The 12622-nt window shown below is 70.4% G+C and carries 12 protein-coding genes and 2 pseudogenes; 6 read left to right on the top strand and 8 right to left on the bottom strand.

Annotated elements, in window-relative coordinates:
* From AB0D44_RS33060 to traA, 4 genes and pseudogenes are all read right to left on the bottom strand, one after another.
* A pseudogene (locus AB0D44_RS33060) lies at positions 1-536 on the bottom strand (DUF2637 domain-containing protein); the annotation flags it as partial.
* Positions 533-1045: a hypothetical protein gene (locus AB0D44_RS33055; protein ID WP_362598178.1), complete on the bottom strand. Its 513-nt coding sequence runs from the start codon at positions 1043-1045 to the stop codon at positions 533-535. The pseudogene AB0D44_RS33060 and the gene AB0D44_RS33055, both read right to left, overlap by 4 nt.
* A 235-nt stretch (positions 1046-1280) precedes the next feature.
* Positions 1281-3308 (bottom strand): sporulation protein SsgA, encoded by a 2028-nt coding sequence (locus AB0D44_RS33050; RefSeq protein ID WP_362598175.1) that lies wholly within the window; start codon positions 3306-3308, stop codon positions 1281-1283.
* Positions 3309-3324: 16 nt separating this feature from the next.
* Positions 3325-3882 carry a plasmid transfer protein TraA gene (gene traA, locus AB0D44_RS33045; RefSeq protein WP_362598173.1) on the bottom strand — a complete coding sequence of 186 codons (558 nt, stop codon included), beginning with the start codon at positions 3880-3882 and terminating at the stop codon, positions 3325-3327.
* Positions 3883-4109: 227 nt separating this feature from the next.
* On the opposite strand from traA, the gene AB0D44_RS33040 reads away from it, so the two are divergent.
* From AB0D44_RS33040 to AB0D44_RS33025, 4 genes are all read left to right on the top strand, one after another.
* On the top strand, positions 4110-4859 hold the full coding sequence (locus AB0D44_RS33040; protein WP_362598170.1) for a GntR family transcriptional regulator: 750 nt from the start codon (positions 4110-4112) through the stop codon (positions 4857-4859).
* Positions 4860-5067: 208 nt separating this feature from the next.
* Positions 5068-5268 carry a helix-turn-helix domain-containing protein gene (locus tag AB0D44_RS33035; protein ID WP_362598167.1) on the top strand — a complete coding sequence of 67 codons (201 nt, stop codon included), beginning with the start codon at positions 5068-5070 and terminating at the stop codon, positions 5266-5268.
* A gap of 326 nt (positions 5269-5594) precedes the next feature.
* Positions 5595-6560: a bifunctional DNA primase/polymerase gene (locus AB0D44_RS33030; RefSeq protein WP_362598165.1), complete on the top strand. Its 966-nt coding sequence runs from the start codon at positions 5595-5597 to the stop codon at positions 6558-6560.
* Between the two features lie 119 nt (positions 6561-6679).
* Positions 6680-8011 carry a phage/plasmid primase, P4 family gene (locus tag AB0D44_RS33025; protein ID WP_362598162.1) on the top strand — a complete coding sequence of 444 codons (1332 nt, stop codon included), beginning with the start codon at positions 6680-6682 and terminating at the stop codon, positions 8009-8011.
* Positions 8012-9234: 1223 nt separating this feature from the next.
* On the opposite strand, the gene AB0D44_RS33020 is transcribed toward AB0D44_RS33025, so the two are convergent.
* On the bottom strand, positions 9235-9381 hold the full coding sequence (locus AB0D44_RS33020) for a hypothetical protein (RefSeq protein WP_362598159.1): 147 nt from the start codon (positions 9379-9381) through the stop codon (positions 9235-9237).
* A gap of 21 nt (positions 9382-9402) precedes the next feature.
* Complete coding sequence (locus AB0D44_RS33015; RefSeq protein ID WP_362598156.1) at positions 9403-10224, bottom strand: recombinase family protein; 822 nt, start codon at positions 10222-10224, stop codon at positions 9403-9405.
* Positions 10225-10670: 446 nt separating this feature from the next.
* On the opposite strand from AB0D44_RS33015, the gene AB0D44_RS33010 reads away from it, so the two are divergent.
* Positions 10671-11294, top strand: coding sequence for an AAA family ATPase (locus tag AB0D44_RS33010; RefSeq protein WP_266794496.1), 624 nt, complete (start codon positions 10671-10673; stop codon positions 11292-11294).
* Positions 11291-11596 carry a hypothetical protein gene (locus AB0D44_RS33005; RefSeq protein WP_362598153.1) on the top strand — a complete coding sequence of 102 codons (306 nt, stop codon included), beginning with the start codon at positions 11291-11293 and terminating at the stop codon, positions 11594-11596. The genes AB0D44_RS33010 and AB0D44_RS33005 overlap by 4 nt, the downstream gene beginning before the upstream one ends.
* A gap of 96 nt (positions 11597-11692) precedes the next feature.
* Here AB0D44_RS33005 and AB0D44_RS33000 read toward each other — a convergent pair whose 3' ends face one another.
* Positions 11693-11893 carry a hypothetical protein gene (locus AB0D44_RS33000; protein ID WP_362598150.1) on the bottom strand — a complete coding sequence of 67 codons (201 nt, stop codon included), beginning with the start codon at positions 11891-11893 and terminating at the stop codon, positions 11693-11695.
* A gap of 18 nt (positions 11894-11911) precedes the next feature.
* Positions 11912-12622, bottom strand: a pseudogene (locus tag AB0D44_RS32995) (hypothetical protein); the annotation flags it as partial.

The raw sequence follows: 12622 nt of genomic DNA, 5'->3' as shown, positions 1-12622 counted from the left end.
TCCCGCTGGAGGCGTTCAGCCTCCTGCTGCGCCAGGCGTTCAGAGGCCGCCTCCCGGTTCTGCTCCGCCCGTTCAGCCCGTCGCTGCTCCAGGCGTTCAGCCTCCTGCCGCGCCAGGGCGTCAGCGATGCGTGCGCGGTACCGGAGACCGGTCTCCGCCGTGATGATCAGCAGCACGGGAGCGATGGCGTGGAGCAGCGCGTACACCAGGTGTCCACGGAGCAGCGCATCCCCGGTGTTCAGGAACAGGGAGGCGGCGGCGGTGTACCAGCGGAGCAGCAGCGGCCACCCTCCGCTCTTGCCTCCGAGCTGCGCCACGATGGCATCCAGGCGCACGACGATGACCACGGCTGCGTCCACGACGATGGGCACGATGGGAGCTGTCCACTCCCACCCGGCCGGCGTCCCGCGTTGCACGAACGGCGTGGCCGTCAGGAGGGAGACGACGATGGCGCCCAGGGTGATGGCCCACGTGCCGCCCGCCAGAGTCCGCTCCGCCGACTTGAGCTGTGCGGGGGTCAGGGTCTGGAGCTTCACCGGCGGCCACCCTTGATCGCCTGGGTGACCGACATGGCCACGTGCTGGGTGATCTCCAGCGAACCGCCCGACTTCCGTCGGCCCCCGACCATGGCGGCCAACACGAACGCGCCGAGGAGGAGCAGCGGGAGCCCGGCGGCGGCCCCGGCGGCCAGTGCGGCCAGCCCGGAGCTGATGGCCTCCACGGCCACGCCGAGGAGCGCCAGGCCCCCGCCGACCCCGAGGGCGGCCACCGCGGTGCCGATGGCCCACCGGGGAACGATCGGGCTGACTTCCGCCGGGGCCTGGGTGGTCGGGTGCGGCACAAGGGTCCCCGAGTGCGCCGCATTCGATGCGGACAGACGGCCTTCGAGCACGCCCTGTCGGCGGGCCAGCTCCAGGAGCGCGGCCACGGAGGGGACCTCCCCGTCGGCCTCCGCTCGAAGAGGAGCACCCCCCGCCCGAGGGGCCGGGGTCAGCGTCGCCGGAGTGTCCGGAATGAGCGCGGCCAGCATGTCGTCTGTACCCACCTGGGGCTGTCCGCCCTGATACTGGGAGTTGGGGTTCACGGGGTTCCTCCGTGGGTCTCTGGGCCGTCCCGGTCGCTCGGGGCGGCCCTCTGTCGTTCGGGGTCTGACGGGTGCTGACCTGCTCTGACGAGTCTTGACGGTCGTCTGACGGGTCACTGACCCCGTCAGGGCATCTGACCCCCTCCCCGCCTGGGGGACTTCTGGGAGTCAGGCACCCTGACCGGTCACTGACGGGTCAGGCACTGGCGAGCTGGCGCGGGCGGATCTTGTACGTTCCCGGCTTCTTCGCGTTCAGGTCCTCCTCCAGGCGGCCCTCTGCCCGCATCTCCCGGATGGCGTTCTTGATCCACGTCTCCTTGCGGCCGATCTGCTCGGAGTAGGCCACCAGCTCCGCCGGGGTGACCGTGCGGCGCCCCATGGCGTGCCACTCGTCCAGCAGCACCTCCATGGCCTCCCGCGCCTCCTCCCCGGTCAGTTCGGGCCGGGTGTCGGCCGGGATAAGAGGGGTGTCGTCCCCAGCCTCCGACTCCTCCAGCTCCGCGCCGGGGTCCACGTCCGCGTCCTCCGGGTCCACCAGCGGCTCCACGGTGCGCTCCTCCTCGTCGTCGTAGTCGGCCGCCAGGGCACCCTCCCCGGCCGTCGGCGCCGCGGCGTACAGGGCCGCCCGGTCCGTGTACCGCTGGCCCGCAACGGCCGTCGCCACGGCGGTCATGACCTCCCCGGCGTCCGGGGTCCGGACCGGCGCGAACGTCACCGTGACCCACTCCAGGACCACGGGGTCATTGCGGAACGTGCGGGCCGGGGTGATCTGCCGGGCCACGGGGGTGCCGGCCTCCACCAGGTAGCAGTAACCGGGGTATCCGGCGCCCCACTGGCCCGGGTGCGCCCCGGCGTCCAGCACATCGGACGGGAGCGCCAGGGTCTCGTCTCGCTCGTCCATGCCGAACACCAGGGCCGAGGGGAGCGCGGCCCGGACGGTCGTGGACATCTGGTCGTGACTGGGGCGCTGGAGGGAGAACACCAGGGCCGCGCCCGTCGCCCGGATCTGGTTGGCCGCCTGCTTGAACAGCTCCTCGTCGAGCCTGGCGAACGCCTCCGCCGCCTCCTCGAACCACGCCAAGAGGAACGGGAGACCGGCGCACCCGCACGCCCGGCCGGGCTGGCAGGAGTGGGCCGGGCTGGTCTGCTGCACCGCGCACTCTGGCACCCACTGCCGGTACGCGTGGCGGCGCAACCACTCCGCCCGCGCTGGGGTGGACTGCATGACCGCGGTGGCCATCGACTCCACGTCGTCCGGCTCCAGGGCCACCCAGTCACACGCGGGGAACAGCGCGCCCAGGTCCATACCGCGCTTCACCGGGTCGGACAGCCACACGGCCACGTCGTTGCGAGTCAGGACCTCCGACAGGATGTCCATGGCTGCCTCGGTCTTGCCGCTCCCCGTCTCACCCGAGATGAGCCAGTGCACGCCCTTCGGGATGGTCATCTCCAGCGGCAACGTGTCGTCGTAGATGCCGATGACCAGCGGCTGAGTGATGGAGCCTCCGGGCGCGGACGGGCCCGGGTACCAGGTGGTACCGGACAGCGGGTCCATGGGCACTCCGACCAGCACGCCGTGCCGGCGTGACTCTGGGTCCCTCTCCACCCGGAAGCCCCCCGGGCGGACGTCGGTGGCCGACTCCAGGTTCGGGAGCGCTTTCGTCAGCTCCTCCGCAATGGCGCCCTTCTCCAGCTCGAAGGGGACGCGGACCTGACCCGTCTCGGTCACCTTCGCTTTGCCCAACTTGAGCTTGGCCAGGCCGATGGCGTCCAGGAGGCCCGAGGAGTTCGAGCTGGCCGCCGCGTCCGGGTTGTGGCGCAGCATCTGCCGGATGTTCCACGACAGGGCCAGCGCGCCGCCGCCCATCAGGTAGAGGTCCGGGAGCGGCCCGGTGAAAGGGCCGGCAAGCGCGGCAGATGTGAACCACGCCGACCCTGCCGCCACGGTGATGGCGGAGTGGAGGCGACGTTGGGGGCCGGTCGCCTTGCCCGCGTGCCAGGTGGCCGCCGTGAGGCTCACGGAAGCCAGTGTGAGGCCGACCCCCGCAAACGCGTTGTTCTCCCACATCAGGCTGGAGAGACCGCCGACCACACCCGTACCGCCGACCATCAACCACGGGGGCGTGAACGGCTTGACCCGGTGCCACAACCACGCCTTGACCCCGGCCGCGCTGGACTCACCGTTGAGCCGGTCCTCCGCCACCTTCTCTACGTCCTTCGCCATGCTCTCCACCCCCTACTTACTGCTGGTCCCAGTTCATGCGCTGCGCCTGTGGGCGCCGCGCACGGTGGCGGACGCGGTTGATCTCCTCTTCGTACTCCCGCTGGAACGCGGCGTAGGTCGCGGCGGCGTTCTTCGCCGCGTCCAGGGCCGCGTCCGCGCTCTTCGAGAGCTTCCGGGACACCTTCCACGCGCGGACCCGGGACCCTCCTACTCGTCCTTCCGGGTCGGGGACCTGGGCCAGCGTCGCCTTCATGATCTCCGCGCCCATGGCCAGCTCGAACGCCATCATCGACATGGCCGCCCGAACGCTGTTGCAGTAGTTCCGGACCTGGGCCGGGGAGGCGAACTCCGGGGCGGGGAGGAGCGACTGACCGGCACCCTGCCCACCGGCAGCACCTGCCGCCCCCGCAGCAGGAGTGCCCCCGCTGCCGCGCCCGTTCGCCTGGACGTTGACGTTGAGCCCGAACGTGGGGGAGAAGCCGAAGTGCTTGGTGTTGTTCTTCGCCTGGGAACCGTTGGCCCCGGCCTGAGGCGGAACCGTGCCGCTCCCGCGCTGCGTGCCGTTCGCTGCCATGCTGGCTGTACCTCCGGGTGTCGATGCGCACGGGGGTTCGGGCCCGTCCGGGTCACATCCGGGCGGGTCCTTTTCCTTCCAACACCCCGAAGGTAGGGAGCGCATGACGGTCTGTCAAGACAGTTGGCATCTGTGTAGTCAGGGGGCTTGCATCAGGGCCTCGAGATCTCCAAGATGGACTGTCAAGACAAGTAGGCATCTGCTCTGACAGCAGGAGGGGAACCGGCATGGAAGCCAACGCCATCGCGGCCGACATCCGCCAGCGCATCATCACCGGGGAGATCCCGCACGGGAGCCGACTCCCGTCCGTCCGGGAGCAGCAGGAGCGGTACAGCGCAAGCCCCCAGACGGTCTCCGCAGCGTATGCCGCGCTAGGCGCCCTCGGGCTGGTGCGCACCGATCCGAGGAGCGGCACGCGGGTCACGGCCGCGAAGCAGTCGGACGCGCACCTGGGAGAGTTCGCGCCGCCGGACCTGACGGCCGCCCAGGCGTGGAAGCCGACCGGCGACGGAGAGGCCCGTGAAGAGACCACCCTGGTGCGCCAGGTGGCGGCCGCCGACCTGGCCGCCTGGGGGATCCCCGAGGGAACCACCGTGGTCGAGCGGCACCGCATCCGGTACGTGGACGACGTGGCTGTACAGCACAAGCTGACCGTGGTCCCTTACGACGTGGCCGCCCGCGTGCCCGAGGGCTTCGAGGGCACCCCTCCCATGCTGGCCCCGGCCGGAGTGGACGGGGCCAAGCCGCCGGCAGGCGTGCGCATGGCCGACTGGCTGTCCTGGGACGTGGCACACACGGAATGCATCATCACAGCCGAGCCCATGGCCGACGCGGCATGCGAAGCGCTCGGAGTCCCTGCCGGATCCCCGGGGTTCCGCATCGTCGGTATCGTCCGGAACTCCGAGGGCGACACCGTGTTCGTCACCGTGACCACGGCGCAGCTGCACCACCGGGTCACCCTCGGGATCGTGGGATGACCTGCCCAACTCGTCATTCAGTTCGAACCAATTCGAGCATGCCGAGACGTGCCGAGACCTGCCGAGAACTCACTGAATCTCACTGAGACTCACAACCTGCCGCGTTTCAGGGCCGGGAAGGGCCGTGCATGACGCACTGCGGGCCGCTCATGTTGTCGACCATGGCCGGTACCATCCTGATAGGCACTAGAGCCGCAGGAGGGCACACATGGCCACGCTGTCCCATACGGACGTCGAGTGGCTGACGGTCAATGAGGTAGCCGAACACTTTCGGGTCTCCCCTCGTACCGTCACCCGCTGGGCAAACAGCGGTCAGCTGCGGATGCGGAAGGTCGGCCCGGCAGGCCGTCTGATCCGGATCCACAGCTCCGAACTGAACAGAGAGCAGCCCCTCCCGGTCGTGGCCTAGCCACAGAAATGCGTCAGGGGCCCGGTGGTGGAACACCGAGCCCCCAGGGACGCATACCGGGAATTTTACCCATCGGGCGGCAACCCGAGCGGGACACCGGAGTGCTTTGCAGATTCGACGCCTGCCAGCACAGCGTAAATCAGTCCATGCATGGCTGGGAACGCGGGCTCCGGCCGACGTGTCCACGCTTGGGGCCGCCCCCTAGATCATTCAGGGACGCACCCATGCAGGAAAACGAGCAGGTCAACCGGCCTAACGGCACTGCACTACCCACCCCCCGTGCAGCCAACAGGGTGGACGATGTGTCCACGCGCCAGCAGCCCAACATGGCCGAACATCAGCTGTCCGTGGCACTCACGTGGGCCCGCCGCGGCATCCCCGTCATCCCCTGCTCCCGGACCGACAAAGGCCCGATGGTCAAGGGATTCGCCCGTGACGCGACCCCGGAAGATCTCGCCCCGTTCTCCGACCCGGAGCAGGTACAGGCGTGGTGGTCCGGCCGCTTCAAGCGCGCCCACGTCGGCATCCTCACCGGGCGCGGCACGGACGGCCGCGGGCTGGTCGTCGTTGATCTCGACATGCCGAAGGACGGGAGCGCCCCGCTGGCCGGCCGCTGGGCGGGCTGCTCGGGCGGTACCGACGTCCTCGAGCTGCTGATGCGGGAGGCAGGCGCCCCGTGGCCGGACACGTACACGGTCCTGACCCCGTCCGGCGGGATGCACCTGTACTTCCTCCAGCCCACCGAGGGGGCGCTCATCGGCTGCGCAACCGGGGACGGCCCCGGAGCGCCCCACCTGGGCCCGCTGGTGGACGTGCGGGGAGTGGGCGGGCTGGTCATCGCGGCAGGCTCGCACAGCGCGGCGCAGGGCAAGCCGTACACCCGCGTATCCCCGGCCGACGTTCGGCCCCAGCCGCTCCCCGGGTGGCTGCTCGAGCTGCTCCGGCCGGCCGCTGCTCCCGCCACCCCGGTCCGGCGCCCTGCTCCGGTCCGTGCGCTGCCGACCGGCGACCGTGCCGAGCGCGCGGCCGCGGCGGCCCTGAACTCTGCTGCAGAGCGGGTGTCGACTGCGGCCCCGGGCGAGCGGAACGGCAAGCTGTACGGCGCGGCCCGGTGGCTAGGCGAACTGCACGAGACGGCCCCGGCCGTGCTGGACGAGACGACCGTGCGGGAGCAGCTGCTCGGCGCAGCGCTCGAGGCTGGTCTCCAGGGTGGGGAGCGGGAAGCGCTCCGAACTATCAGGTCAGGGTGGGAACGCGGCGTGCGCGACGGCAGCGGAGCGGGTGCAGCGTGACGACGACTGCTGACGACATGTGGGCAGGGGAGCAGTTCGAGGAGCAGGCACCCCGGCCCCCCGCGCAGCGACGGGTCGTGCGCCGGCAGCGGCCCGTCCAGCACCGCGGACAGCTGCGGATGGCCGAACGGTTCTTGGAGGACCACGGCAGCGCGCTGCGGCACGTCCACGGGATCGGGTGGTACGAGTGGGACGACTCCCGATGGCTGATGGACGAGAAGCGCGTTGACCTCAGCTGCGCGGTCGAGACCGTGAAGAACGCACTGCGCGCCCTCGAGGACATGGGCGGAGACGAACGCGATGACCTGTACAAGGACATCCGGAAGTCGGAGAGCGCGAGCGGGCTGGAGGGCATGGTCAAGATCGCATCAGCCCGCGCGCCCATGAGCGTGGCGAGCAAGCAGCTAGATGCCGACCCGTACCTGTTCAACACGCCGACCGGGACCGTGAACCTGCTGTCGGGTGACGTCACCGACTGCTGCCGCGATGACCTCATTACGAAGGTCGCGGGGGCGGGTCTGGATGATGATCAGGAAGGTTCCGAAGGTGAAGGGGGAGCAGCCGAGTGGGAGGCGTTCCTCGAGCGGATCCTCCCCGACCCGGACGTCAGGGCATTCGTGCAGCGGCTCTTTGGCTACGCGATGCTCGGCAAGGTCACCGAACACGTGATGCCGATCTTCACCGGGACCGGGGCGAACGGTAAGGGCACGCTCCGGGATGCCGTCATGACTGCCTTTGGTGACTACGCGATCGAGGTAGACCCGGCGATCCTCATGGAGTCGAAGCACGAGCGGCACGGCGCGTTCAAAATGCGGCTGCGCGGTGCCCGGCTGGTGTTCTGCTCCGAGACGGAGAAGGGCAAGCGGTTCGCTGAGGCCACCATGAAGCGGCTCGTCGGTGGCGACCCGATCGAGGCGAACCTGATGCACAAGAACCCGATCACCTTCGACCCGTCGCACCTGCTCATCATGTTGACCAACCACCTGCCGGCCGTCTCCGGTGACGACCCTGCCGTGTGGCGCCGCATCCTGGTGGTCCCCTTCGACGTCGTCATCCCGGTCGAGGAGCGGGACGGGAGCCTGCCGGACCGGTTGAAGAAGTCGGCCCCGGCCGTGCTCGGCTGGGTCTATGACGGGTGGCTCGACTACCAGGAGCAGGGGCTCAACCCGCCGGAGGCGGTCAAGGTCCGGACGCAGGAGTATCAGGCTGCGAGCGACGTTCTCGGGCGGTTCCTCGAGGAGCGGACGATTCGCAACCCTCACGGCGTGATCAAGGCCCGAGACCTCTTCACCGCGTGGACCGCGTGGTGTCAGGCAAGTGGTGAGCAGTCGGGATCCGAGGTCTCGTTCTCGGAGTCGATGGCGACCCGCGGGTACGAGAAGAAGACCCGCAACGGCACCCGCCACTACATCGGCGTGATGCTGGCCGGGACCGATGACGACGGGGACTGACCAACCCGTGACCTCGAGCGCCCCCGTTCCTCCGAGCGGGGGCGCTCTGCTGCTCGCACGCAGCGCCCTGACCTGCGGAAGTAGAGGGTTAAAGAGGGTTTCCCGGTTCTTCTCCATAGGCGCACACATGGAGAGTTTCGGAAAAGCCTCTTCAACCCTCTACCAAGATCGCTAGAGCGGACCCGAGCACGGCATCCGGCCAGGGCCGGAGACGGACCTCCACCGGGGGGTGGATAGCCCCTACAGACACCACCCACCCCCCGCCTGTCGGCAGCGGTGGCCAAGGCCGTCCGGCGGGTGCCGGCCGATGGGCGTGCGGCGTAGCCGCTCCTGTTTGTCTGTCTGCTGGAAGGCGAGCGCGGGCACCGGGGGCGGCCCTGTCGACGTCGTCGTGACGGACCGCGGGGGCGGGGGCTGCCCTCATGTACGGGTCTGGCGTTTTGAACCTGACGGAGCAGGGCGGGAGCTTCCCGGCGGTCCGTCCCCCGAGCGGCTGGGGGTCACCCCCCTATCCCGCGTTCTGAGCAGCGGTACATGCGGCTGACCCGGGCGGGTCCCTGCCGGATCGGCGGAGCGATTGAGACTCCCCTACCCCCCGCGCGTGGCAGGGGCCGCGACCGGTCGCGGTGTAGCGGCTGCGTGCAGCGGCTGGCGTTGTCGTGGCAGGGGTTGGCGTGGCGGAGCGTTCCGGTGACGGCCGCGATGATGGCGGACGGATTTTGGCCCTGGGGAGAAACTTCTCAGCTGGGCGCGGGGCTGAGATCGGGTCGCACCAAAAAAGGCCGGCCCCCGCTCCTATACGCGCGCGAGGAGGGGAACCGGATCCCTGCGCGCGTGAGAGCGCGAGGAACCGGGGCGGCAGCATGGGCTGCTAGGTCTAGCGGGGAGGGGCTGCTAGGTCTGCAGGGCCGCTAGCACCTGATCCATGGGGTGAGCTGCGGCCTAGCAGCTAGCAGGGTGCTGTCCCGCCTCACGGGAAATGGCCGCTTCGGAGGGGCGGCAGCGTCAAAAGTGCCAGAGGTGTGCCGCAGCAGAGCCCCCGGACAGTGGTGGAGCAGGGCCCACCGGGTCAGCCGCGCGTCTTTGAGGGGGCTTGCACAAAAATGGGGGCGAGAAGGGGGTTGGGTCGCCCACGGGGCTGTGAACTTCGCGGGGCTCCGGCCCCCCTTGGGCACGCGAAGGGCCCGCGGCCGGGGAAGTCGCGGGCCCTGCTGTCAGTTCGGTCAGGCTGGGTTGCTGCGCTCCATGTACCGGACGATGGTCCACGCCATGTCGTCGGTGTCTGCGTCCTCCGGGTCTACCTCCGCGAAGTAGGCGTCAAGAGCATCCCGGATGGTGTCGGCCATGGCTTCGCGCGCTTCGTGCTCCATGAGGTTCCTCCGTAGGTCGGGTCAGGTCAGGCGGGAGAGCATGCGGTCCGCGCGGGCGCGCTTGGTCTGCTCGCGCTCGGCGGCCCGGGCCGCGGCCGACTGCTGGCGAGCAGCTGCGCGCGCGTCCGGGTTGAGCAGCCGGGCCACGGTGGTGGGGTGCCACTGCCCGCCGCGCTTCGAGGGGATCCCCTGCTCGTTCAGTCGGGCGACGATGCCGCGGACGCTCACGCCTTCGGCTTGCCACCCCCGCATTTGCTCGAGCACGGCCGCTTCCGTGGCGTCGGGGGTGAGTTCCTTGTTCACGGCTTTCTGTCCGTAGGCGGGGGCGCCGGTCGCGTACCCACCGGCCGCGGCCTTGGTGCGCCGGCCGCCCTTGAGCCGCTTGACGATGAGTCCGCGCTCGAGCTGAGCAGCTGCGCCCATGACCTGCCGGACGAACGTGCGCATTGGGTCGTCGTCGTCGTCGGGGAGGTGCTCGCCGCGGTCCGCGGTGAAGGCGCGGGAGCCGTGCGCCCAGACGACGGACAGGATCGCTTCCTGCTGGGTGAGCTGTCGGGCGACGCGGTCGAGGTTCGGGGCGAGCAGCCCGTCAGCCTCCCCGTTGGCGAGCATCTGCAGGGCCTCCTGCAGCCCGGGCCGCTCGTCGTCGCCCGCCTTTCCGGTGATGGCCTCATCGGTGCAGACCTTGACGATGCGCACCCCGCCGAAGGCCGGGCCGGCGGTACGGGCCCACTTCCGGCAGTCCTTCTCCTGGGCCTCGAGTCCGTACCCGTCCAGCTGTCCGGCGGTGGAGACCCGGAGCAGCATGACCAACCGGAGCGGGGTGGTGCGAGTCGTCGTCATGGCTCCGAGTGTACACATCTATGGGCATAGATGTAACACTACTGGTCAGACGGATTTGGGGGTGACAGGCCCGACAGGAGTGGACAGGGTGGGACACGAACGACGCATCTCGGGGCGTGAAGTGACGGACCGTGAGCAGCAGCCGATACCGGTACACATCGGTTATGGCTGCTAAGCAGGGGCAAGCCGGACACTGCCCCTGGGCGTGCCCCCTCGAGCCGCTACGGGCCCACCGGGGGCCGTATGGCAGTCCGCTGGGCGGCCTGGTGTCGGTGGCCCTGCCGCGGCCTCAGAAACCCGTACAGCGGCTGGGGTGCCATACGGACCCGATCGGCCGGCAGGCGCCCCGGGGAACCCCTCCCCTGGCCCGGTACTGCATGCAGTAGCTACGGCATCCCGCCCTGCCGCTGCTACTGCATGACGGGCCGGTGGGTAGGGTCGCGCGGGTGCTGAGCATCTCTCTCGTGAACCTGAAGCCGGGGACGGGCAAGACAACGTCCGCCGTGTGGCTCGCCCACGCGCTCCATGCCCGCGGCCTGCGCGTGCTGCTGGTCGATGCCGACCCCGCCGCGTCCGCGCTGCGCTGGTCCGATCTGGCGGACGGTTTCCCGTTCCGGGTTGCGGGTCTGCCCGTAAAGGACCTGCACCGCCGAATCCCGGACGTGGCCGGTGGAATGGATGCCGCGATCGTGGACGTCCCGCAGATCGAGGACCACGCGGGGATTGCCCGCTCCGCGATGCGCTGGGCACGGGAGCTGATCCTCCCGGTCGCCCCGTCCGGGGTGGAGCTGGACCGGATGGCACCGATCCGGAAGGAAGTCGAGGACCTCGAGGCGGTACGCCCCGACGACGCGCGCTCGAGCGTGCTGCTCAATCGCGTGGTCTCCGGCGCCGCGTCCGGCCCGATGGCGCGCCGCGTGCTCACCGCCCAGGGCCACAACGTGCTGTCCACCACCGTGCCGCGGCTCGAGCTGTACGCGCAGTCCTTCGGCGCACCGATCGACGCACGGGGTACGGCCTACGACGCGCTCGCCACTGAGCTCCTTGCCCGGGATGGGAGCAGCCGATGAGCGCGGCCCGGGAGACGGCCGCGGACCGTGAAGCGCGGATGATGCGCGCGGCCGCCGGCAGGCAGGAGGAGACTCCGGCGCCGCGGCGGCCGGCCACTCTGAGGACCAAGCCGGTCCGGACCACCATCGACATGGCGCCGGAACTTCACCGGAAGCTCAAGCGGTGGCTTGGGGGAGCGGCCGATGAGCTCGAGGTCGCGGACGTCCCGTTGGCGGACGTCGTTCGAGTGCTGGTGCGTCGGCTGGTCGAGGACGACGAATTGGCGGCCGCGGTGCTCGAGGATCTCCGTGACCTTCGCTGACTGCGTGCAGTACCTACGGCATGCAGTAGCCCCGTGAAGACGCGAAGGCGCCCCCACCGATGATCCGGCGGGGGCGCTTCGGGTGCGCGGGTCGGGCTACTCGGGGTTCGTCAGGTCGAAGGCCAGCTGTCCGGCCATCGGGCAGACCCCCCGGCGGCGGAGCGTCCGGTACTGCTGCTCTGCCCAGGCCAGGGAGCGGCCAGTGAGTTGGGCGGCCGTGGTGGCGGGCTGTCCGGTCGTGAACGCGTCGTATGCGATGCTGCTCGCTTTGTCCTCGGGTACGTCGTGCTTGCGCATGGCTCCCCCTCGGGGTCGTTATCCGGCGGCGGCCAGGACCGGCCGCGCCTCCTCCTGGGCGGTGCGGAGACGGGCGTACTCCGCGTTCACCCAGGCCGGGCTACGGCCGCACAGGACGGCCGCCTTGCGCTGGGACAGCCCTCCGCTGAACGCCTCTTCCACGGCGGCCAGGGCCTCCTCCTGGGACAGCTCCCGGGGCTCCGCCTGAACGGTGCCCGTGGTGTTCAGCGCGGCGGCCGGGGGCTGCTGTTCAGCCCGGCGGCCGGACCGTTCAGCCCGCTTGCTCTCCCGGGCGGCGCGGACCTGTTCAGCCCTGGCCGTTCGCTCCGCCTCCAGGCGGTCGGCCTCCGCCTTGCGGGCCGCCTCCTCCGCCTCGATTCGCTGCTGCTCCTGCTGCTCACGGCGGAGGCGTTCGGCGCGCTCCTGGGCCTCCCGGCGGTCCTGGCGGTCGGCCTCCTGCTGAGCCAGCCGCTCCTCCCGCTCCGCCCGTTCGCGGGCCGTGGCCGCTTCGTGGTCGCGCTGCGCCTGCAGCTGCGCCGCTTCGTGCTCCCGTGCCTCCCGGGCCAGCCGCTCCTCACGGTCGAGCCGCTCCCGCTCCAGGCGTTCAGCGCGGTCCTGTTCGGCCGCCTCCTGCTCCCGCTGGAGGCGTTCAGCCTCCTGCTGCGCCAGGCGTTCAGAGGCCGCCTCCCGGTTCTGCTCCGCCCGTTCAGCCCGTCGCTGCTCCAGGCG

Source organism: Streptomyces sp. NPDC048349 (assembly GCF_040651925.1).
In the GTDB taxonomy this organism is placed as follows: Bacteria; Actinomycetota; Actinomycetes; order Streptomycetales; family Streptomycetaceae; genus Streptomyces.
The sequence above is the reverse complement of the archived record's forward strand: the minus strand, read 5'-3'. Positions and strand labels throughout refer to the sequence as shown.